Below are 22,742 nucleotides of genomic sequence, written 5' to 3'. Positions count from 1 at the left end.
GCGTTAATTCTTTTCTATGATGTGTTTAGAGTCACATTCTAGAAAGTTAGCCTAAGCGTTTGGAGGAGCAGTGGCAAGACCCCTAAAACCAATTTTTGAGCGGGAGGAGATCGAGCGATTTATCCAGCCGACCCTGAGCGGCGTGCTGCGTATGAATGCTTTGAAAGTTAGTGAAAAGATCAAGACAAGCGAGGAGGGTTTTCTAAGAAATGTTCTAAGTGCTGAGTCATTAGTGCTGAAGTTGAGTCACCAAAACGCGCCACCTGGGTTCCAAGTCAGGGGGGAAGACCCGCTAATGTCCATTGATGCAAGCCATGAGTTGCTTCGGTTAGGAGCTGATTGGCGAGGCTTAAATGCGATCTTGAACGGAGGTGATAAGAAGGGCGATAGTGAACCTGAGCGTAAGATAATGCCGAGGTTTCTGGCTTTTTATGAATCCTTCGAACCTCTGATGAGGAAGTATTCGGGTGACTTAACTGTAGGTGGTGGAGGATATTTTTCGAATGTGTTTGTCGAAGAGTTCGGATTCTTGCTTAAGAAGGGATTCGACGAGTTCCAGTTAACTATTCGCTCGCAGGAGATAGCGACAGCTACGAAGCGATTACAGACACGGATTAATAGAAACAGGCTACAGCAGCAGAGGTATCTGGATAGCTTGTTGGAATCGTATGGCGACTTGTACGTTGTGTACTTGAACCTCGGTTACGACATATATCAACCTCGTCGAAGCTACAACGCAATTCGACGGGACTTTGAATACTTCATGAAGGAGCGGCGGCATAACCCTCTATGGAAAGATGACCTTGCAGGTTTCCTCTGGAAGCTGAGCGATGGGGTGGAACGTGGGTATCATTATCACTTAATTCTTTTTTATCGAGGAGACCGTGTAGAGCAACATCTGCAGGACAAGCGATTGCTGTCAGATAAGTGGGTCAAGGAGACGACGGAAGGCGTCGGTGCATGGTTTGAGCAAGTTTTGCCAGCAGGCCAAGAGTGCGATTTTTTGTTACCAGACGGTATTGTGAGTTGCGAGGGAGGGGAGAGCTATGAGCGACTTATCGGCTTTATCCACTATCTCAATAAGCTGGATTACTTGATCCAGTTGGAGGTACCCAAAGGTGCTAATGTATATGGGCGCGGTCAGATCGCTGCTCGTTAAGACCGTTCGCTAAACATGAATACAACACGCTAATAAGGTCAGTAAAGACAAGCTCCTATGGTTGATCGGCGACTGGGGGACAGCGACCAAAATTAAGTGGACCGTCATCCAGAGATGGAACCAGTCGTCTCATTAATGCCAGCTCTACTTTTCGCAGGCGGTAAGACATGCTGTCCGATGGCCAGTAGTGCAAGGTGGCGCTCTCACCGGTCAGTGTGCAGCCGTTCACTAAGCGCATAGCCTGAAATGGATAGCCTGCCTGTTTAAGGAAGCAGCCGTAGGTTGCAAGTGCACAATATCGCAACACGCAGAGTACATCTTCCAAGTCGACACGGCGCCAGTCCGGTAGGGCAAAGCGCACCCGCGGGACTAAGTGTTCGAGGCGCTTGAACATAGTGTGTATCAACTTCTGAACCAACTCAGTGTCGTCATTGGGCTCACCTAGGGGCAGCCACACTGTTTGGGTGTTCGGGCGGTAAACACGAAAGCCTGCATTCAGGCTTGGCTCCGGGCTATCAGCCAGTAACCGCATATACCTCTTGGATTTCGCTTCGCCTTGTAGATCGGTCAATGCCAGTGTAGGTGAGGCAGTACGGACAAATAATTCGAAAGTTGCTAGGCCGCTGGCAGGCGTTGCATATAGGGCACCCCAGTGATTCACCGCTACATCAAATCCGTTGGCCTCAAATGCCTTGATCCACACGCGGACTAAAGCTATTACGCGCTCGAAGTCTTCGCGTGGCACATCGATGCCGCCGATGACCCTATCATGAAACAGCAGGCATGGGCGCAAAGGACGAGTGTGCTTTAATTGCCGTAGCGACCGTGTCAGGTTCATAGCTCGGCTACCAACGGGATATTCAGGGCTTCGATCCGCTTACCGACTCGTCCTTGTTGCGTAATCCTGGGCCCTCTCAACATTAGATGCCCGTGGTAAAAGTCGACCGCCTCGACGCACATTTGGGTACGTCGACCGTCAGGCTCGACATGAATCACCCAGTCTCCCAGTCGGGCGCCCAAGGCTCGCCGCAGTAGCGATTCTGTAATCGCATTGGTTTGAAGCGCCAGTTCATCTAATCGCTGTTCCATATGCGCGACCTCTGTCGTGATCGAATCGGCATAGCCAGTTAGGTCGGAATTGAAGCGTGAGGCGGTCTTGCTTTCGCAGGCGGTAACCGACGTATACAGCGCGTCCAACGCGTTGAGTCGCTCGTCGACGCGCATCTCCTCGGCCGCCAGCAGCGTTAACTCGCGTAACAATCCGGTTATCTTTGCCGTTCGCAGTGCAGCAAGGTCGATTACGCGTGCAGGGCGTTGCTCGGCCAGCACCTCCATCAGCGGTAGCGCAGCGGAACGAAAGCAGGGTGAAGTCATTGGCGGCACCCAACCACTTAACCACATCTCTGCTCGGCCAACGTGGAGCAGGGTGCGGGCAGTGGGTGGGTAGAGTTCAGTACATGCGTAATACCAGGCGGGCAGGGTTGTGCGCTGCGCCACTGCCTCGAGTCCGTGGTCATCCAGCAGCGTGCGCAGCCGATCAATCAGTTCCGCGAGAGCCGGTGTTACGGAGAGTAGGCAGAGGCTCGGCAGCCACCGTTCTTGTGTCGTGGTATCCGCGTACAATGGAGTAACACTCAGGCAGTACAGATGGCGCTCTGACACCGGTTTGCTCCTGTTATGAATTGGGACATATCTTGGTTGACCTTAGGTGATCCTGGCGAAGATTTGGTCGAAAAGACGCATGAAAAAATTGCAGGAAACATATTGGTCTGAATAGCAGTCGCCTCCCATTAGTATCTGAACTCTGATGAGGGAAATGATAACTTTTGGGAGAGTTGTTGCGTTCGGATGCCAATGGTGTTTTAGATAGCCATCGGCACGGCAAACTTTTATCGGCGTTTTCGTGAACTGAACGATCAACATCAATGACTGTTTTCAGGTCAACAGGGAGTGTAGTTATGAGAACAAAGTTTTGGCGTTTCGCATTTGACGAAGACTGTTTGCAGCAGATCGTGACGGCTAATGATCTGGTGTATCCGGATCTTTCGCGATGGCCTCAGGCAAAAAACAACAATCCAGACAATGTCAGTGGTGCGATACGAGACGGTGATTTCGTCCTGCTCGCAAACTTTGACCGAACGACCGAGATTGGCATCGCACACTATGTCGGGCGGGTAACGAAATCAGATGACTCTCGCCTTGAGGTGAACTGGAAGAAGGCCGTGCCGAAATGGAGCCTTGGGCCTAACTCAGCGGGCGGTGTGCAGCAATGGGAAAAAGAGGGCGTGTTTTGTTTCGATGTGGAACCTGCCCGTCGCTACAAATTGGCCGCTTTGACCGCCAAGCTGTTTAGGTGACGTTAACGTTGACGTCGTTTGAACTGTAAGTTTTCGATCACCTCGTAGTCTTCCAGGACCATGGGGTTGGCATTGACGTGATCAGTGCTCTCGTTGCTTGGCGGGCTCGTCGGGACCTGCAATAACTGAAGCAGATAGACCGCCGTTGCTTTACGGGTCTTCAGTATCAGTACATCACCCTGAAAGCAGCGTTCATGGCGCACGAGGGTCCGTTGCTCTGGCGTGAGATGAGGGTTCGGAATCAGCCGCAGCTCAATCTGTTCATGCCAGAGCGAATCGTCTGGAAGTTCGTATTCCACTTCACCCATTAGATCGCCGCATTCAAGGATGCGACCGAGCACAAAGTCGCGATAATCCCGGTTCTTTTCGCAGTAGGCTCGCACATGCCATCGGTAGCCACTGGAGACCAGGGCGTGCGGGACGATTATTCGCTCTTCACCTGTGGGGTTAGTCATTGATGCGTAGTTAAGCTCGAGGCGCTGCTTGGTACGGCAGGCCTCGACCACCTTGCGGACAATCTCTGGCTCAGCGCGTCGTTGAGGAGCCCGGATGACAAAGGTGTTGGCGCTTGGTAGATCGATTCGCTGCACAAATCCATCAAGCAAGCTATGGGAGTCGAGTAGGTTGAGGTACTCATCGACATAGCCTTTCGTAAAGATCGGCTGGAAGCTTGGGGAGGGCGTATAGCCTTTCAAGCTGGTGTCGTAGTCGAGGTTGTGTTCGGCCAGCGTTTTATAGTGGCTGATGTCTCGGGAGGCCTGCTGGCGGCGGATGCCAAAGGTATTGCACAAATGATTGGTGGTTAGCCGGCCTTCCCATAGCGCTATGATCTCGATATAGCGGTAACGCAGAAGGACTTCCCACTTCAGGTTTTCAGTTTCCTCGATCATCTCGGTACCTGCCCCTTCTATGCGACATGTACGATTCATCGTACATGTATATGTATACAAATATTACATGTCGTGAAAAGGTACACTAATATGGATCCTACAACAACGCTGATGCGAGCGGAGGATGCCATGTATACAGCACATGCAATTCAACGAATGCAGCAGCGCGGTGTATCAGGCCAGATGGTCGATCTGCTGATCGACTATGGCGCAGTCGACTACCATCGCGGTGCCGAGGTGATCTGTCTGGATAAACAGGCGTGGTGTCGCCTGTGCCGTGAACAGCCTTGTCCAAAACAGATGCTGGATAAGCTCAGAAACTGTTATCTGGTATTGGCGGACGGTCATGTGATTACCGTCGGGCATAAAACCACTCACTTCAAAACAAACCGTCACTAAGGTGTGTCAATCATGAGCGCTAGGAGCAATCAAAATGGGCGTATTACTCGCGCTGATTGGCTTAAGTGTGATTGGCGATCACACGCTTTGGGGGATAGGGCTGCTGTTAGTTGGTTTACTGATGATGGCGGATCGAAGTGGCCAAACAAGCAGCGATATCGGGAAGGTCTTGCTTCTTATCCCGGTGGTGTTTGTACTGCACTCATGCGCCGATGCTTTATCCAGCGCGGGTTGGTGATACAAGGTCAGGCCCAGCTGACAATCAAGGGAGAGTGATCGAATGGCAACGCAATGGAACTACACAAAGTTGGAAACCTTTGGCCGTACTCGCCTATCAGAGAACTTCTTCATGAGGGAGTTTCTCCATTCGGAGATCGCCCAAAGCAAAGGGCTGCTCAACGCGCCGGAAAATCCCGAGTTGGCGGTGGAGACCGGGAGACACCTCTGTGAGGAGATCCTCGAGCCGATCCAGGCCGCCTGGGGCAGAATATTTGTACGCTCGGGCTACCGCTCTCCCGACGTGAATGCGCTCGGCAACCGGGAGAAGATGAACTGCTCGAACAATGAAGCCAACCGTGCTGCGCATATCTGGGATCAGCTGGATAGTAAGGGCAGCATGGGGGCGACTGCTTGTATTGTGGTGCCGGCCTGGTTGGAGCACTTTGAACGTACAGGCGACTGGGTATCCCTGGCCTGGTGGGTTCATCATCATGTCCCCGGCTACTACGAGATGTGTTTCTTCAAGCATTTGTGTGCCTTTAACATCCGTTGGTACGAAAAGCACGACGGCAACACGACTATAAAATCGTTCCTTGAAAATCCGGATACGGGCGACAAGTCAGCGCTGATCAATAGGGGCGTCATCCATCCACGCTATGCCTCCCTAACGCCAGAGTCTCGATACTCGAATGCGCGGGCTGTGCTTCACGGTCGGCAAACGCAGTGAGGTCCCAATGAAGGTGATTCTACTACGCGCCTGGGTCCTGTTGCTGGTTGGTGTTTCAATTTGCCAGGCGAACGCCGAAACGCATGATGTGCTGGCTAATCTACGTGACGCGTACGTACATCCGCTCTGCTTGGCACCACTGTTGGCCTATGAGCGGGAGGCGGTGCCTGAGCAGCTAGAATGTGATCCAGCTCTCGAACACCAGCTGATTGAGGTGCGACGTTGGGACGGGGCTGACGGAACTGAGACCAGCTACTCGGCGGATTACCCGAGGGATGAGGAGGATGACTGGTATGCGGGTTTCATCAGTTATACCGTGGAGCGGCGTTGGACCAGTCTGGATGGTGTCGATATCGGCTTGCTGTCGATCACCAACAATACCGGCGGTACTGGGCACTTCAGTTCTCTGTGGTTATTCAAAAAGCAGGTCGGAGTCGCTGCAATTGAACCGCTGTTGGAACTCACTGGAGGCGATCGATGCAATGATGGCTGGCTGCGTCTGATCGACTTCCGCGATGGTGTTGTCACCTATGGTAGTGCGGCGACTCCGTTCAGGTTGCTGAACCCGCTGGATGAATATGACTGGCGATATGCAACGTTCATGAACGCACTGGCGCAGATGAGACGAGATGAGGCGCCCATAAACGATATGCCTGAGCCTTTCATGGGTTGGAAGCCCTATGATGATGTGGCCAACTCCGCAACCGCGTGTAGCGGCGAGATTATTAATCGCTACGACCCCACAACCGATCAGGTTGAGATTGTCGGCGTAGCAGTGGATAGAGAGTCGTTTCAGGCCCAGGGACAAGGCTTCCTGCAACCCTGTATCAATGACTGGTTAGCGCAGGCCGACTACGGAAAGCCTCAGGGTGGTGACGATCAGTGGATCGAGTTAAACGTATGGGCAGAAGCGCTGAAATCTTTGGGCCGCTACTGCGTACTATCAGACTAGACATGGAACCGTGATCAACTCACTTGGGTTCAGGGTGATGATCACTATGTTTTACAGCAGTTTTTAAAGGAAAGGTTGATGCCTAAGTTTATCCATACTTCCGATTGGCATATCGGGCGACTGTTTCAAAATATCTCGCTACTGGAGGACCAGCTTCACGTCTTAAAGCAGGTTAAAAAGTACGCCGCCGAACACCAGGTGGATGCATTGGTGATTGCCGGTGACATCTATGATCGATCGGTACCGCCCGCAGAGGCTGTGGATGCACTGAATGCGTTTCTGGCAGAGTTTATGTCTGATCTATCGACCCCCGTGATCATGATTTCAGGTAATCACGACAGTGCTAAAAGGCTGCGCTTCGGCGCACCCTTTATGTCGGCTAGCGGTCTGCATATTTTGGGTGATATCCGCAATGTGTCGACGCCTGTAGTGCTTGAAACGGCGAGTGGGCCCGTACACTTCTTCGGTATCCCTTACCATGATCCGGTCGAGGTGCGTGAAGCCTTTGATGTCGAGGTTAAAACCTATGACGAAGCGCATACTCACCTGGTATCGCTCGCTGAGCAGGCGCGCAGTAGGGGCATACCCTCTGTCCTTATCAGCCACTGCTTTATCGATGGCGCGGAAGAGAGTGACTCTGAGCGGCGCCTCTCCGTCGGGGGCGCTGATCGTGTGTCATACCAGCCTATGCAGGCGTTTGACTATGTGGCCCTGGGTCACCTGCATTCGCCTCAGTACAAGGGTGCTGAACAGATACGCTACTCAGGTTCCTTGCTGAAATACTCCTTCTCCGAGCATCAGCAGAGCAAAGGTGTCACTCTGGTGGAGATTACCGATCAGGGGGCGACCTGGGAGCATCTGCCGCTTATTCCCAAACGGAACATGCGGGTGATTGAGGGGACGCTTGATCAACTTATTGAACAGGGGCGACAGGATCCGCATGCGGACGACTACATCCTTGCTCGTCTGACGGATAAGCAGGATCTGCTCGAACCCATGGCGCAGCTGAGACAAGTCTACCCCAATACGCTAGAGCTGGAGCGAACACAGTTCAGCGTGTCACGCGGCAGCCAGCTTGTGGCGGATGTCAGTAACCGACGCAGTGAAGATCAGGTGTTCAAAGATTTCTTCAGCCAGGTGATGGGCGATGAGCTGACTGACGCACAGAGCCAGTTGTTGCTTGAGGTTGTTGAAGAAGCACGTGCTGCCATGGAGGGACAGGAATGAAACTGCATACGTTGAAGCTTGCGGCATTTGGCCCCTTTGCCAATGAAGAGCAGATCGACTTCGCTGCCCTTGGCGACAATCCGCTGTTCCTGATCGATGGCCCAACGGGAGCGGGTAAATCCTCGATCCTGCATGCGGTGTGCTACGCACTCTATGGTGAAACCACCGATGCGGAGCGCAAAGAGCTCGGCATCCGGTGCGACTATGCCGAGCCCGAGACGCTGACCGAGATAGCGCTGGAGTTCAGCATTCGCGGGCAACGCTATCGGATTCACCGTATTCCCACGCAGATGCGCCCAGCGAAACGGGGTGGTGGTGAGACTGAAGAGAAGGCATCCGCCCACCTGATCCGTATCGCCGAGGACGGCACTGAAGAGACCCTGGTACCGAAGAAGAAAACCGAAGCCGATGCAGCAATCAAGGAGATTCTCGGGCTGACGGCTGACCAGTTCCGCCAAGTCATGGTTTTGCCGCAGGGCAAATTCCGTGAGCTGCTACTGGCCAAGTCCGATGATCGGCAGGAGATCCTGTCGACGCTGTTCCAGACCGAGATCTATAAGCGCATCGAACAGCTGCTCAAGGAGCGCGCTGGCGATATCGAGCGGCAGAATAAAACCTTCGAGGAGCGTAAGGCGGAAGCACTGCTCGAGATCCACCTGCCGGATGTCGATGCTTTATTGGAAGCGATTACACAGGCCAATACAGCGTTTGATGAAAAAATCGAGCAAAAGGCCAAGGCGGATGCAGTTAAACGCACTGAAGAGCAAAAGCTCCAGGCAGCGCAGGCACTGCAGAAGCAGTTCGACGATCAAGCGGTCAAGCAGCAGACCCTGACGGCTCATCGGGAACGACAATCTGAAATCGATACAGCACGCGTGCAGCTGCGACGTGCGGAGAAGGCTGCCGCGATAGCGCCTGAGTGGAAGGCGCTACAGGCTTTGGATAAACAGATCCAGGCAAAAGAGATCGAGAAAGCCGACGCGGAAAAGGCCAGGTCTCAGGCCGAACAGGCCGCCGAAACTGCAACCACACACTTGAAAGCCGTAGCGGTCGAGTACGAGAAACGTGATTCGCTCAAGGCTGACGAGACACGTCTGACCGGCTACCAAAAAGTACTCGCCGGCTATGTGGCGCTAAAGGCCGATGTGAAAAAGGCAGACGCCGGCCATGCTCACGCCGCATCCAGTCTTTCTGCGCTCGACCAGCAGATAAGCGCGCTGGATGAATCAGTTAAGGCTCAGCGCGCCGAGATCGACACCCTCGCGACACAGGTAGGGCAAAAGGCGGAATGCACCGGGGAACTGATTGCTGCTAAACAGCGCCTGAATACCCGAACCAAACTGGACGCGGCGACCATAGAACTGACTAAGCGAGAGGGTGTAGTAAAGCAGGCTCTTGAGGCTTTTGAACAAGCCGATGCGGCATATCGCCAAGCGAGTACAGAGTCAGATCGACTGGAGATGTTCTGGTATGCCAACCAGGCGGCGCTACTCGCGCAGAAGCTAGAGGAAGATCATCCCTGCCCGGTGTGTGGCAGTCACGATCACCCCCATCCAGCTGTGCTCCCGGAACAGGCTGATCTGGTTGATCAGGAAGCAGTGGAGCAGGCGAGAGGGAAGGCCAGCGCGCGCCTGAACCAACGCTATAGCGCCGAACAGCTGCTGGCTGAGAGCAAAAGTGCAGTCCAAAACCAGCAGCAACTTATCCAGGAGTTGAGCCTTGAACTCGGCGATGATGCTGCGCGTACTCTGGCTGAGCTATCGTCTGAGCACCGTGAGCAGGAACTTCAATTACAGCAGATCACAGTCAGCGAAAAACGACTGGATGCCGCAAGGCAGAATTTGAAGGCGGATGAAAACCAACGCGTCACACTGGATCAGGAGCGTGCCCGTCTTAGTAAAGAGATTCCACAGCTCAGCGCTGCAAAGGCGGCCGCTGAAAGCCGCCTAACAGCGGCAGAAGCCAATCTTCCTGAGGCCTATCGAAGTCTGGAGGCACTGAAACTCGCTATCAACCAAACCCGTCAGACCATCGCAAAACTCGAGGCCAACTACCAGGCCGCCCAGGCAGCGCAGGTTGCAGCAGCGAACGAGGTCGTGGGCACAACTTCGACGCTTCAAGCCCTGATCAAACTGTTGGAAGAGCTGCAGGCTAGTCGGACCGCGCAATTTACCACCTGGCAGCACACGCTGGCCTCGAGCGAATTTGCAGACCAGGTTGACTTTGAGAGCAGCGTGCTGGAGGAGGTCGCAGCCCAAGCCTTGCGTGCCACTATCACTGAGTATGACGAAAAACTCAAAGCGCTTATTTCCCAGTTGGAGCTGATCGCACAACAACTATCAGGGCAGCAGCCCCCTGATATCGCCGTACTGGCCGAAAATCACGAAGTCGCAGTTGCAGCTTATCTTTTAGCGGAACGACTCTGGTCCGAAGCCCAGCAGTACAAGGGGCTGTTGGACCGGACACTAACCAAAATCCGTTCGATCGAAGCACAGCAGCAGGTGGTTAAGCAGCAATACGAGGTCGTCGGCAAGATGGCGAAAGCAGCCTCCGGGAAAGGGGATGTACGAGTCAGTCTCGAGCGCTTTGTGTTGGGCAACTTGTTGGATTCAGTACTCAGCGTCGCCAGCCAGCGCCTCTACGCCATGAGTAAAGGGCAGTATCGCCTGGTCAGGCAAAATGAGGTTGATCAGAAGCGCAATATGACCGCAGGTCTCGATCTGGCGATTGATGATGCCTACAGCGGTAAGACTCGTCCTGTCGCAACTTTGTCAGGTGGTGAGTCCTTTATGGCATCTCTGTCCCTGGCACTGGCCTTGTCTGATGTCGTGCAGCAGCGTTCGGGGGGCATACAGCTCGATACGTTGTTCATTGATGAGGGCTTCGGCAGTCTTGACCAGGAATCGCTGCAGTTGGCGATCGACATGCTGGTTGAGTTGCAGGCAACGGGCAGAACGATTGGCATCATCTCCCATGTGTCGGAGCTGAAAGAGCAGATGCCACTAAGGATTGATGTAAGGAGTGGGCGGACTGGTAGCAATGTGTCAATGTCTACTGAGAGTGTCGGCAGTATCGGATTTAGGAAGGAATTCGAAGCTTAAATTTGTTCATATCTGTACGGCTGGGGCGACGGCAGACTGGGTGTCTCGTCGTATTTGACTTGATGATCAGGTAGCATAGTGATTCGTTATGAGATGCCTCAGTAACGTGCCTTGAAGTGCCTTCCAGAAGTGTTTTGGTTTTGACTATTTTTCTAATAGGTTGTTTATGAAAGAAAAAGTTGTAGTTATCTATTCTGGAGGGATGGACTCATTCACCGTCCTTCATCGTGCTGTACGAGAAGGTTATGATGTGTATGCGCTGAGCTTCAACTATGGACAACGGCATTCTAAAGAACTTGAATATGCGAAGTCCGTTTGTGAAGAGCTAGGTGTACCTCATCAGGTTACCGATATCACAGCAGTCAACGGACTTTTGCAGGGCTCATCGCTGACCTCTAGCAATATTGAGGTTGCGGAAGGCCACTATGCTGCTGAGAACATGAAGAGTACAGTGGTCCCCAATCGAAACATGATTCTGTTGTCGCTTGCTGTTGGTTACGCGGTATCGTTGGGCGCTGGTAAGGTCTTTTATGGGGCGCATTCGGGGGATCATACAATCTACCCCGATTGTCGTCCCGAGTTTGTTCATGCTATGAACTCTGTAACCCAGATTGCCAATTTTGAACCGGTCGAGATTGTTAGTCCTTTCCTGGATGATGATAAGACAGGAATATTGAAATATGGTTTGGCAATTGGCTTAGATTACGCCAAAAGCTGGACCTGTTATAACGGTAGAGAAAAAGCGTGTGGCAAGTGTGGTTCTTGTAGGGAGCGCTTAGAAGCTTTCGAGGTCAATGGATGTGTTGATCCCCTGATTTATGAGCAATTAGCTTGAGAACAGTGTATTCGGTAAAAGAGATTTTTTACTCCCTGCAAGGAGAAGGAACCCATGCAGGGCGTTCATCAGTATTTTGCCGCTTTAGTGGCTGCAACTTGTGGTCAGGCAGAGAGCAAGATCGTCACAAAGCTATTTGTAATTTCTGTGATACCGATTTCGTAGGGACGGATGGTAATGGTGGAGGCAAATTTGCTTCGGCCGATGAGCTTGCTATTGCAGTTCGCGCTTATTGGCCTGCAGAATCTCACGATGTGCCTTACGTAATTTGTACTGGTGGTGAACCTCTATTGCAATTAGATGAAGTGCTTGTAGCAGCTTTTCATCGCCAGGGGTTTGAGGTAGCGATTGAAACGAATGGCACATTGCCAGCGCCAGAAGGTATCGATTGGATTTGTGTTAGCCCGAAAGGCTCATCCGAAATTGTTTTGACTACAGGCGATGAGCTTAAACTGGTATATCCGCAGCCTGATGCTCGGCCTGAGCGATTCAATAATCTGAATTTCAGCCGCTTTTACCTACAACCGATGGCTCAGCCAGGATCAACGGACCTTATTGCAACGACTAGCACAACTGAAGCACTTGATTACTGCCTCAAGAATCCACAATGGAGGTTGAGTCTACAAATGCACAAATATTTAGGGATAGAGTGAATATGCAGATATATAAAGACTTTACCTTTGAGTCAGCGCATTTTTTACCCAATGTGCCTGACGGGCATAAATGTGGTCGTTTGCACGGCCATTCTTTTATGGCGCGTATATATGTAGAGGGTGATGTTTCTAAAGAAACTGGTTGGATTATCGACTTTGCTGATATTAAATCAGCGTTTAAGCCTTTGTATGATCAGTTGGATCATTATTACTTAAATGAGATAGAAGGTCTTGAAAATCCAACAAGTGAAAACTTGGCAAAGTGGATTTGGGAACGTCTTAAAAAGACGCTCCCGGAGTTGAGCATGGTAGAGATAAAAGAAACCTGCACATCAGGATGCCTTTATCGAGGGGAATGATTAACTTGCATTAACTAGGCGCTTCTAAGATAGCGGCCTACGAGGTAGTTAAGCAGTAGTTGAATATCCTTGGATGTATTCTGCAAATCATTCCATTTGCGTTGATCGTTTTGGCCAAAATTCCAAAAACCGTGATCCCACTTGCAGTATTCAACGATTTTTTGGAGGTCTTCATAGAACTGATCGTATGACGGAATCTCATGCTGATAGTGTCTGTCTGAAATTGCGTCCATAAGGGCGCCAAGTGACATAATACCAACTCCGTGGAGTAATCGAGAATCTCTAGGTTTCTTGTCCCATTGGTCTTCCCAGGTGTCCCGAACAGCTAGCCAGTAGTTCACTAACAGATCGACCATTTTGTCGATATCACCCCTGCCGGTAGCCGGGTCCCTAAATCGATATAGGGCTCCGTCACTCAGGCTACTTTCAATCATTTTTAAGATTGAATTGTCTTTAACCACCCCATCTGGATTGGTGGGGGTATTTATCTTTCCATGAAAGGGTGAGTCGCTATCAAAGTTTAGGCGCTCAAGAATTTCATAGGGGAACTTCTTTTTTTGCAGTGAAGAAGAAAGACGTGTACTAGTATGAGGGGCTAGTTCGAAGAGAAGCCCTTTCGGTAGTGGTTTGGTGGAGTTGACCAACATGAACTGCTCACGTTGTTCTTCAACTGAGGATGCAATAAACGCGGATACGGGCATCACGAAGTCTGAGTTTTCTGCTTCTCTGAGTGCAGCAGAACGTTGCTGTCCATCGACTACAAATCCGGGGATGATATCCTGTTCGTTACAGTATGGAATATTTAAGTATCCGTGATCTGATTCGTCAGTGATGGATTCAAAGGTTACGGTTTTATCAAATGCAATGACGATAGCATTGGGTATCAACGGATTTTCAGAGTCAATATAGTTTTTGATCTCTGTAATGTGGCTTGATACTTCAGGTCGTTGGTAACCATCTAGTAACGTGTCGTGACGACGAATTCTAGAAATGGATGCAATCTCTGAAATCAGCTTACCGTTAATAGCTGCGCTGTATAAATAGCGGTTGCTACCTTGCTTGATCCGTAGTGCTGGAACTTTAAGTATATTCATGGCCTAGTGTTACCTAATTACGCTGAGACTAGTTGTTTGTTTTCTAGCAACCCTAGGCCTTTCTTCAGCTTTTCGTGTAAAACGAAAATGTTATGAAAGCCTCGGCGGCGATTTCTCTCAGCACCTCTGAAAATTATCGTTTCGATACCTATTGTTCGACATATATCGCAAGAGCAGTTTTCCCATGGTCGGTCTCCTAGCGTTTGTTCGTACTGGGGGAGCAGGGATGCTTTGCCTTTTACTATGCCAGTGATGACTTCATACTCTCTTAGCACAGTAAGGGTGTCCGAGAGAGTGGCTTGCCTTTTTTCGTATTTTCGTAAAATTTCTAAGCACTCTTTCTCCAGTACCTTAGCTTTGTTTTGATCTACTTTTCCCGCCTTTATTGCTCTCATCAAAGCGGGATTGCCGTCCACCTGTGGTACTCGAACCGCTATGTAGCTTTGGCCGTCGAGGGAATGATAATTCTTTTTAGAGTCTTTGAAGGCTTGTTGGAGCGGTGACGTACTGTCAAAACTAGATACCCCGTAGCGCTTATAGGCTTCTACATGCTCTACTCTTGAGATGCCGAGCAAGTGAAGTTGAGTGCTAGGATTCCTTACTTGATCTACAGCTTCTAAGCATCGCATGATATCTGATGTCTTGAGCGGAACCATGCCTCCAAGAGTAATACGATCATAACCCATCTTTTGTAACGCAGCTACTGAATCTGCCATCGATTCAGGATTCCAACCGTGAGCCACGCCGAGAGGTGTAAAGCGGCATGATCTTGACTCTTTGAGAAAATCGCCAGCAAGGTCCAGTGTAAGTTGCTTCCGCCGTTTGCACTCAATCAGTTCATCTCCTTGAACCTTTTTGGATTTTAAACCTGCCGTTTCGAATGCAAAAATTATGTGGTCTACAGAGATACCAAGGTCAAAGCCACATGTATCGTAGAACTCTGCAACTTCTTCTACGGTATAGGGAGGTAGGTATTCACTGGCATATGAGAAGGCTCCGCAATCCCCCATGACTGGAACGTCATGAGGCAATCGTAAGAAGCGTTTTACACCCTGCCTGAAAAAGCGTTGGCGTTGCGCAATAGTATATTTCGATGTGCCTTTTTCTGTACCGTCGACAATAGCTTTAGAAACAAGCATTCCATCATAAGGGCGATGCTTAAACACCTCATGAGGATAGTGATCGTCACGCTGGCGAACGCGATGCTCATTTCCAATTTCTTTAATGAAGTCAAAGCTTGGGTCAACGTAGTCGTGACTATCAGGGAAGTAAAATTTAATGGCTGACAAAAGATGACCTCAATTAATATAGCTTTGATTTGCAGAATTTATATATAGGAGTAAAGCGCTCTGCAGAACATGAGAGATTGTATTTGTTTCTAAAAATACTTAGAGCTTTTGTTTTGCTGCTGGCGTCATTTCCATGAGTAGTAAGTATCTTTATGACTTTTTCCTTTATCTCCTCGTCGGAAAGATTCGCTATTTTCTTCCTGGGGGGCGAGAGTACTTTGATTTTATCAATGACGTTTTGGAAAGATTTTATATCAAAATCAGCTTTTTGCGCTAATATCTCGTTGGCAATTCTATAATTAAGATTTGCCATAGTGCACTTAAAATAGTGTCTTAATTCTGGGTTTGCTTTTAATGTTTGTTTTCTTAATTGGCCTGAAGCTTCTTTGGCTGATATAACAATAATATTTTCTGGCTTTATTATTTTGCCTTCAATGGAGTCGTTGATATCGTTAGTTATAAGGTCAAGATAGTTCTTTGATCCTATTATCAAGAACTTATCGTTAGAATTATTTTTTAATAATTCTTTTATTCCTCCTCTGAAGTTAGCCATGTTTTGGTTGTTCTCATTGATGGCTAACCACCATTTTCTATTGGCTTCACTCTGTGATACACATTTTAGAGTAGGAACCGAATCATCATGCCCATTTGAAAAAGTAATATCGTATGGCTTTATGATTGAATTTGCATTGATGAAGCCGTAACCCGCAGATAGAACCCATTGCTCATCAAATGAATTACGCAATGTCTTTACTAGACTCCAAGAACCGCCGGCATACAATTCTGTTGCAGAAACTTCTCTGGATTTTGACGCCTTTAGGTGGCCAAACCAGCGATTAGCAAGTGTAGTGTGGTCTACTGCAGACAGTTCAGAGACTTTGACGGGCAGGCCGTAGGCACAGCGTTTTCGCGATGTGCAGGGCGTTATTAGGTGACGTCTTTCTCTTTTAACTGTTTGAATCATATGGGTTTATGGTATAAAAATGTCTGTTACAAGGGCGTTTGCGTGGAGTTCTGAGTCTGCAGTCCCCACGAGCAGCATCTAGATTGCACATAATACTATAAACTTGCTGGTCCAGCTAGTGCGCCGTGCCGTCAATGAAAAGGCTTATGTGCTGAAAAGCAGTGGGCGAGCTTTCGAAATAAAACGAACGATAGGTGAACATCAGTAGATGTTCACCTAAATCTAAAAATAAGACTTTTATTATTTATAGTAATCAATGCTGGTAATAAAATTGCCAACGATGCTAGGGAATCTACGAATGAGTACCCGGTTAGCGACCGAGACACTTGATTCAGTGTTACTGGAGGTGATTTCATCGATCGCATTTTGATTTTACAACATACAGGCTGATTTATCCCAGGCACGTAGCATAATGGTCGACCCGAACAATATTCGCGAGTGCGAACATTATTGCCAATTAATATCCTTTTTATTCAGTTATCGATAGCGTGCTTTCACAAATCAAAAATGGAATTTTATGATGCGGAATGGATGCTCAACTTTGGCGCGGATGCTGGTCTTAAGATGCTCAGTCCGAATTTTGAACTTGTTGATTCGAGGGGGCTTCCTTAGCGTGCGAATCTTTCTAGGCTGTTCTGCAATGTGCCGGTCAGCACGTACACCTTTAAGTTCTGTGTGCTTCTCAGCGCCTCGGTATCTACTTTCTTGGTGGACGTCGGCGCTTCAATGAGCGTGGCATCGACCAATGTCCCTTTCAGCAGAATGTTGGCTTCGGTCTATATCGGCGAACGTAAGTTGTCGATTAGGAGGGCGGTACGGACATGGTCTCACGAGGCAGGACTTGTTCGCAGGTTCCCTAGAACCGGTTAGATTAAATGTTGGGGTAGGTCATCTCAACCCACAAAAAATCTGCTATGTTAGAGTGCTAGACTGGAAGTCTACTCTTTTGTGCTCTTTGAGGCTGTTATGGCTACTGATACACTCGCGGGAAAGCTTGTTCAATCAGATCATTTCGACGGTATTGCAAAAATTTATCGAGTCGATAGAGAAGCAAAAACCGCATCAATTGGCTTCTTCGAATCACCCGCAAAAAAGCTGGCAAGAACTTTGGAAGTCCCACTTTCCTCTTTGAGGAAAGCATCGCTCTCAGAAGCAACAAATCTATATTTTTTGGATGAAGAGACCGGAATCTTACGCCGTGGTCAGTTCGGCGGCACGCGTCCGAATAATATGTTGCTTGTTTTCCTGGCGGGTGAAATTGGAGTCGAAGTGTCGGAGCAACATATCTTCGTACCCAACATACCAGTGGGCAGTTACCATGACGTAGAAAACTTGATTCTCAACCGAGTCTTTGATGGAAGTATCGATCCAGACGCAGACAAAAGTAAGAAGCACGCAAAACGTAGATCAGACTTCATAGAAACTTACCTAAAGCAAAAGAGTATTTCAGGCGGTTTTCCCGGTTTTCTCGCCAGTTCTGTAGAGCTTGAAAGCCACCAAATTGCAGTAGTCAAAAGGATTCAGCAAGATACCATTCGAAAATACCTACTCGCTGATGAAGTAGGCTTGGGTAAGACGATCGAAGCCGGCCTTCTGATTTTGAACCATCTGTATGAGCGAACGGGAAACGTTAATGTACTGATTAGCGTCCCGGCAAATTTAGTTGAGCAATGGGAAGACGAACTCGCTACTCGTTTCTATATTGACAGTTCATCGCTCTCAGATGGGTCCAGTTTGGAAGTTATCTCTCATGAAGAGTTGAGTTTATACGACGATTCAGTCCTAACCATGCTTGTGGTGGATGAGGCTCATCAAGTGGTTCCTTCCTCTACTGAGGGTGTTGACCCTATCTACAGCGCACATCAGCATTACTGTGATGTATCCGAGGAGACTCTCCTACTCACAGGTACCCCTGTTGGAGGTAATGAACTTCAGTACCTGGGACTCTTGTCACTATTATCACCTTCGGATTATTCGTTCGACTCGATAGGTCTGACGAAGTTTAAGCGACGTTTGGACATACAATGCAACGTTGGCGGTATTTATGCTTCGCTTAGGCATGAGGCTGGTGATGCCGTAATCGCCACAAATCTGGCGCGCCTGCGTGATATTGCGGAGGAATCGGAATTACTTTCGATGGTTGAGCGAGCATCGGAACTATACGATCCGTTCTTTGGTGAAGATACTGAAGAACGAGAGGATCTCCTCTCATCGATCCGTTCTTACATTGAACGGAACTTTAAGTTGTTCCATCGCATGATTCGAAACCGAAGAGACGTTGCTGATATTGCTTCTCTTTTCCCCGGCCTAGCAGGTGCTGTCGTTGAATATTTCGAAGTGTCTGGTGAGTCTTTAGAAGATTTAGTCCTTAGGTATTTTGAACAGTCGTCGATAGTAGATATTGAGGATTCTTCGACCGACCTTAAGAAACTTTATGCTCTTATAGATAGTTACTTCTCTGGCCCGTTGTCACTGCTGGAGACAGTTAAAACGGGTAAGGTCGAATTTCAAGGGTTTACTACATCGGAAGTCGAGAAAATCGTTAAGGCTTGTGTTGTAGCGCGATCACATGCCATGCAACAGACTGCTGAAAATTGGCTTGAAAAGTGTCCGAATGGATTAGTACTGGTATATCTTGATGATGAGGGGGAGCGATTACACTTCATCGATTGCTTGGGTTCCTCGTCAATTCTCAGACCTGTCGAGGTTACGAATGAAGAGCGATACAGACATGCCGATTTGGCCGAGTTTAATGTTTATGTTGGTGGCCGCGCGATGGAAGATGGCTTCAACTTTCACGGGGTTGATCGTCTCGTTGTTCATGGCAGCTTACCCCGAACTCTTCAGCGATTCGAACAACGTATGGGGCGAGTTAATCGGTACAGTGCCAATCTACGAGGAGTAAAAGCCGTTCCCAGTGTAATTGTCGCGCCGTCCACAGAGGGGGTTTACTGGAAATGGGCAGACTTACTATCTAAACATGTAGGTGTCTTTGACAAAACGCTAGCGAGCATAATTAATCCCATTGAAAAATCGCTAGGACTTATGTGGGAAGAGGTTCTCAGAAGTGGAATCAAGGTTCTCGATTCGTGGGGTAGCGATGTTTTATCTGGTAAGAATGGTATCATCGAACGCGAGACGAGGGCAGTGCAGGGCCAAGAAGTACTGCTAGTAATGGAGAATGAAATCTTAGCCGCAAATGCGTTCTCTTTGGCGTTGTCCGACTACGAGGAAGATGAGGGTAGCGAAGAGTCCAATAAGTTTAATCCTTGGATTACAAAAACCCTAAAATTGACGAAAAGGCGGGAAGGGAACTCGGAAGCTTTTAGGTACGCTTACAAAACAGCAAAAAGTAATTACGATCGACAGTCGCTTTTGAACTACCGCGCATTTCGTCGAAAGTGTTACTTCGGACTAGATTTTAGTGGTGAATCAGAAGATTCGACTTTCCCAATGTCGATGTCGAGAAGTTATGTGTCTGCAAATCCCGGAACAATACCCTGCAGATATGGAGTGCCCTTTATTGATGCGATTTATGAGTTATTGCTCGATGATCCACGCGGTGTGACATCTGGTCAAGTTTACTTTGACATTGAAAAGGCGCAACGAGGAATTCCCCCGGACTTGAAACTAGCATTTCGTATCGAATGGGTCAGTGGAATCAAAACTTTGAGTCGGCAGGCACAAGTATTAAACAGCCAATCAGATAATTTGAAAGTTACGTGGGTAGACCAAGCCGGCAACGTAACTGAAGATGACCCTAACGCTCCAACCACAGACAAAAAGTATGCGAAACTCGATCTTATTCCTTCTACTTGGGTGAGTCTTGATCAAGGTAACTATTTGTCTGAAAAGGATTGGAGGTATTTTTCTGAGAATGCCTTCGAAAAATCCCGTGAATTTTTGCTTGCATCCGGTTTTGCTGATAATAAAAAAGGATTACTTCCAATCTCCTGTTACGCAAGGGTGGTTCTCGACTGATGGAGGTTACGATTGAGCAGAGAATAGAACTCAAGCAAGCGCTTGGTGATTCTGAAAGGTTTTACGCTAGACGTTTGCTTCGCGTAATCGATGACGAGAGTTCATCTAGAGTAGATATTTTTAATGCTACCTATGACTTTCTCAACGAAAGGTACGTGACAGTTCGGCAATCTTGGCGGGTTGAATCCAGTTTATTTCAGAGTTTGCCTGAACCATTTCAAAGTTTAATGGATTACAACCCTTACTCTCGCTGTTTGGAACTAAAAAAATCGATTAGGGACGAGGATGTTTGGTCGATAGGCCTACGGCAGGCTGATTTGCAAGTCGAGCCTGGTGGAAAAATTGATGAGCTTTTAGTTAAAAAACTTGGCAATCACAGTTATACACATTATCAGTCACCTGGGCAGAGAGAAGCGTGTCAAGCAGCTTTACTGATGCAAGAGGGCAGCACTTTGGTTGTCAATCTTCCAACCGGAGGAGGAAAAACTCTTGTCTTGCAGGCTCTTGCAAAATTTAATGAGCGACGGGGGACTCTTTTGTGTGTTGTACCTACTAACGCTTTGAAGTTAGAGCAAGCTCAGCGATATTTTGAAGGCTTCTGCGAACCAAACACGATATACGGCCGAAAACATCTCGCTTGGTCACCTGACTCACAATCAAACGAGGATAAGAATGAGATCCTGACGCTCATTGAGTCGGGTCGACTTCCCATTCTTTTTTGTTCACCAGAAGCCTTAACGGGACGTTTGCTTGAGAGTTTAAAGCTAGCGGCTGAATCAAGGTACCTCCACAGTATTGTCGTAGACGAAGCCCACTTGGTAGCTCAATGGGGAGCGGATTTTCGCCCGCATTTCGAGACTTTGCCCCTCATCGTTGACTCGCTACTAAAGCTAGCGAACGGACATCTAAAAATCGCGTTACTCTCCGCGACTTGGTCCAATCGAGTTTATCAACGAGTGAAGGAACTGTTTGAGAGAATTTCAACGATTGAATGTGTGAGTTCAGGGTTTCTGAGGGCTGAACCTCGATATGAAATTGAGCGTTGCTTCGGAAATAAAGAGGAAAGACTGCTGCGCGAACTTTCAGTGCGTCCGTCTCCCTCGATAATTTACTGCATAACGAAAAATGATAGTGAAAGAGTATTCCAGCTCTTAAAGGCTGAGGGTAGGCTTCGGGTAGGCTTGTTCAATGGTGATGTATCCTACATCGAAAGAGAACAACTGTTGTTTCAATGGAAAGAGAACTATCTCGATGTGATGGTCGCAACAAGTGCATTTGGGGTAGGTATGGATAAACCAGATGTGCGGACGATTATTCACTATGGCGTGCCTGAAACTCTGGATCGCTACTATCAGGACTGCGGCCGATCAGGTCGTGATGGTTACGCATCATCCTGCCTAATGCTGTATGACGTAAAGGATATTGACGTAGCCAAAAGTCTAGCCACCGTGAAAATACTTACGGGCGAAAAAGCCCGCAACCGTTTTAATGGATTACTGGAGAGTGCTCTAGACAAGCGAGATGATAGTTACATAATTGCTCCAGAAACTATTCCACCTCATCTTGTTTATCACGGTGCAACAAACAAATCGTGGAACTGGAAGACAGTACTTCTATTGCAGAGGATGGGGGTGATTAGCCTCCAACTGTTATCTCGAGATGAGTATGAGTCAGTTAAAAAAGAAGATGATCCGCCGTATGTTGGATTGAAATATATTCGGATGGATATATTGGATTATGCTCTTTACGGTGCCGATTTCTGGGGTTCTGATTTCAAGTTGATGAAATCGCGGTTCTCCGAAATCAATAGATCCGAATTAAATCATATCGACAGATTATTAGAACCGGAAGTTGAATTGTGCAGATTATTTGGTGAGTATTTTAAATTTGCAGAGACATATCCTGAAGTAATCTGCCGGGGTTGTACTGGTCACTCAGAGAAGAGGTTACATAAGGTTGGTAAATTCCCAGTCTCAACCCTGCACACTGCGGATTTACTGACGCTATACGGAAGTGAGCCATTCGGATTCGAATTGGACGAGAATAATCTATTTAATGATTTGAGTTCTTTAGTTCGTTTACTCGGTGAGTTGTGTAAAAAAGGCCAAGTGAAATTCGTTCGCTGTAGTCAGACGGTAAAGTACGAAATTTTGGTAAATCTGCCTGAAAACAGTTCAATTTTTATTGTTTTTAAAGATCTTGATGATCCAAATTTTGGCCCTGATGAATTTACTATCTTCTATGAAACAGATGCTCATTCAAGTGGTTTGCCCCGAGATGATATCGTTTCCAATAGTCGATTTCTATTGACAGATTCCAATCTCAAGCATTGGTCGGGAGGGACTTCTGTGTTGGAGAGATTACAGAATGTTTTTGTAATTGATGATCTAGAGGGGGCACATCTTGGCACTTTGTAATAACGCAACGACGTCGTTAGAGAGCAGACCAGATCTTTTACGCTATTTCGACAAGTTGATCGGAGAGTCCTCCTTTAGAAGCACTGATGAACTAATGGCAGAATATTTTGTTCCGAGTT

General features: G+C 48.4%; 19 protein-coding genes and 1 pseudogene. 13 read left to right on the top strand and 7 right to left on the bottom strand.

The window, feature by feature from the left end; translation table 11 throughout:
• Positions 1-70 precede the first annotated feature (70 nt).
• The gene (locus tag IEX40_RS02460) at positions 71-1,159 is read left to right on the top strand and encodes a YagK/YfjJ domain-containing protein (RefSeq protein ID WP_188745503.1); all 1,089 of its coding nucleotides are present in this window, start codon (positions 71-73) and stop codon (positions 1,157-1,159) included.
• Between the two features lie 55 nt (positions 1,160-1,214).
• On the opposite strand, the gene IEX40_RS02455 is transcribed toward IEX40_RS02460, so the two are convergent.
• Together IEX40_RS02455 and IEX40_RS02450 are read right to left on the bottom strand one after the other, a co-directional pair.
• Positions 1,215-1,997, bottom strand: coding sequence for a hypothetical protein (locus IEX40_RS02455; RefSeq protein WP_188745502.1), 783 nt, complete (start codon positions 1,995-1,997; stop codon positions 1,215-1,217).
• The gene (locus IEX40_RS02450; protein ID WP_188745501.1) at positions 1,994-2,821 is read right to left on the bottom strand and encodes a hypothetical protein; all 828 of its coding nucleotides are present in this window, start codon (positions 2,819-2,821) and stop codon (positions 1,994-1,996) included. The genes IEX40_RS02455 and IEX40_RS02450 overlap by 4 nt, the downstream gene beginning before the upstream one ends.
• A 296-nt stretch (positions 2,822-3,117) precedes the next feature.
• Here IEX40_RS02450 and IEX40_RS02445 point away from each other — a divergent pair, with 296 nt between their 5' ends.
• On the top strand, positions 3,118-3,516 hold the full coding sequence (locus IEX40_RS02445) for a hypothetical protein (RefSeq protein WP_188745500.1): 399 nt from the start codon (positions 3,118-3,120) through the stop codon (positions 3,514-3,516).
• A gap of 2 nt (positions 3,517-3,518) precedes the next feature.
• Here IEX40_RS02445 and IEX40_RS02440 read toward each other — a convergent pair whose 3' ends face one another.
• Positions 3,519-4,406 (bottom strand): WYL domain-containing protein, encoded by an 888-nt coding sequence (locus IEX40_RS02440; RefSeq protein WP_188745499.1) that lies wholly within the window; start codon positions 4,404-4,406, stop codon positions 3,519-3,521.
• Positions 4,407-4,496: 90 nt separating this feature from the next.
• Here IEX40_RS02440 and IEX40_RS02435 point away from each other — a divergent pair, with 90 nt between their 5' ends.
• The 9 genes from IEX40_RS02435 (at position 4,497) to queD (ending at position 12,878) form a co-directional block, all read left to right on the top strand.
• On the top strand, positions 4,497-4,805 hold the full coding sequence (locus IEX40_RS02435; protein ID WP_188745498.1) for a DUF4258 domain-containing protein: 309 nt from the start codon (positions 4,497-4,499) through the stop codon (positions 4,803-4,805).
• Between the two features lie 34 nt (positions 4,806-4,839).
• Entirely contained in the window at positions 4,840-5,043 is a 204-nt protein-coding gene (locus IEX40_RS02430) for a hypothetical protein (RefSeq protein ID WP_188745497.1), read from the top strand.
• 42 nt (positions 5,044-5,085) lie between these two features.
• Entirely contained in the window at positions 5,086-5,751 is a 666-nt protein-coding gene (locus IEX40_RS02425) for a peptidase M15 (RefSeq protein WP_188745496.1), read from the top strand.
• A gap of 7 nt (positions 5,752-5,758) precedes the next feature.
• Positions 5,759-6,703, top strand: coding sequence for a hypothetical protein (locus IEX40_RS02420; protein ID WP_188745495.1), 945 nt, complete (start codon positions 5,759-5,761; stop codon positions 6,701-6,703).
• A gap of 78 nt (positions 6,704-6,781) precedes the next feature.
• On the top strand, positions 6,782-7,930 hold the full coding sequence (locus tag IEX40_RS02415) for an exonuclease SbcCD subunit D (protein WP_188745494.1): 1,149 nt from the start codon (positions 6,782-6,784) through the stop codon (positions 7,928-7,930).
• Entirely contained in the window at positions 7,927-11,031 is a 3,105-nt protein-coding gene (locus tag IEX40_RS02410; protein ID WP_188745493.1) for an AAA family ATPase, read from the top strand. Before IEX40_RS02415 ends, IEX40_RS02410 begins: the two co-directional genes overlap by 4 nt.
• Positions 11,032-11,197: 166 nt before the next feature.
• Entirely contained in the window at positions 11,198-11,866 is a 669-nt protein-coding gene (gene queC / locus IEX40_RS02405) for a 7-cyano-7-deazaguanine synthase QueC (RefSeq protein WP_188745492.1), read from the top strand.
• Between the two features lie 5 nt (positions 11,867-11,871).
• Complete coding sequence (gene queE / locus IEX40_RS02400) at positions 11,872-12,519, top strand: 7-carboxy-7-deazaguanine synthase (protein WP_188745855.1); 648 nt, start codon at positions 11,872-11,874, stop codon at positions 12,517-12,519.
• A 2-nt stretch (positions 12,520-12,521) separates the two neighbouring features.
• Positions 12,522-12,878 (top strand): 6-carboxytetrahydropterin synthase QueD, encoded by a 357-nt coding sequence (gene queD, locus IEX40_RS02395; protein WP_229680500.1) that lies wholly within the window; start codon positions 12,522-12,524, stop codon positions 12,876-12,878.
• A gap of 14 nt (positions 12,879-12,892) precedes the next feature.
• On the opposite strand, the gene dbpB is transcribed toward queD, so the two are convergent.
• The 4 genes and pseudogenes from dbpB to IEX40_RS22235 all read right to left on the bottom strand — a co-directional run.
• A complete protein-coding gene (gene dbpB / locus IEX40_RS02390) occupies positions 12,893-13,972 on the bottom strand; it encodes a DGQHR domain-containing protein DpdB (protein WP_188745490.1) in 1,080 nt (359 codons plus the stop codon).
• Between the two features lie 17 nt (positions 13,973-13,989).
• Entirely contained in the window at positions 13,990-15,261 is a 1,272-nt protein-coding gene (gene dpdA / locus IEX40_RS02385) for a tRNA-guanine transglycosylase DpdA (protein ID WP_188745489.1), read from the bottom strand.
• 13 nt (positions 15,262-15,274) lie between these two features.
• Positions 15,275-16,225, bottom strand: coding sequence for a hypothetical protein (locus tag IEX40_RS02380; protein ID WP_188745488.1), 951 nt, complete (start codon positions 16,223-16,225; stop codon positions 15,275-15,277).
• Positions 16,226-16,616: 391 nt separating this feature from the next.
• Positions 16,617-16,921 (bottom strand): annotated as a pseudogene (locus IEX40_RS22235) (IS5/IS1182 family transposase); the annotation flags it as partial.
• 270 nt (positions 16,922-17,191) lie between these two features.
• Here IEX40_RS22235 and dpdE point away from each other — a divergent pair.
• Positions 17,192-20,206, top strand: a complete 3,015-nt coding sequence (gene dpdE, locus IEX40_RS02375) for a protein DpdE (RefSeq protein ID WP_188745487.1) — start codon at positions 17,192-17,194, stop codon at positions 20,204-20,206.
• The gene (gene dpdF, locus IEX40_RS02370) at positions 20,206-22,623 is read left to right on the top strand and encodes a protein DpdF (RefSeq protein ID WP_188745486.1); all 2,418 of its coding nucleotides are present in this window, start codon (positions 20,206-20,208) and stop codon (positions 22,621-22,623) included. The genes dpdE and dpdF overlap by 1 nt, the downstream gene beginning before the upstream one ends.
• The last annotated feature ends 119 nt before the right edge of the window (positions 22,624-22,742 follow it).

The sequence above is a fragment of the Marinobacterium zhoushanense genome (genome assembly GCF_014641945.1).
Taxonomy (GTDB): domain Bacteria; phylum Pseudomonadota; class Gammaproteobacteria; order Pseudomonadales; family Balneatricaceae; genus Marinobacterium_D; species Marinobacterium_D zhoushanense.
This window is presented reverse-complemented; position numbering and strand designations above follow the sequence as displayed.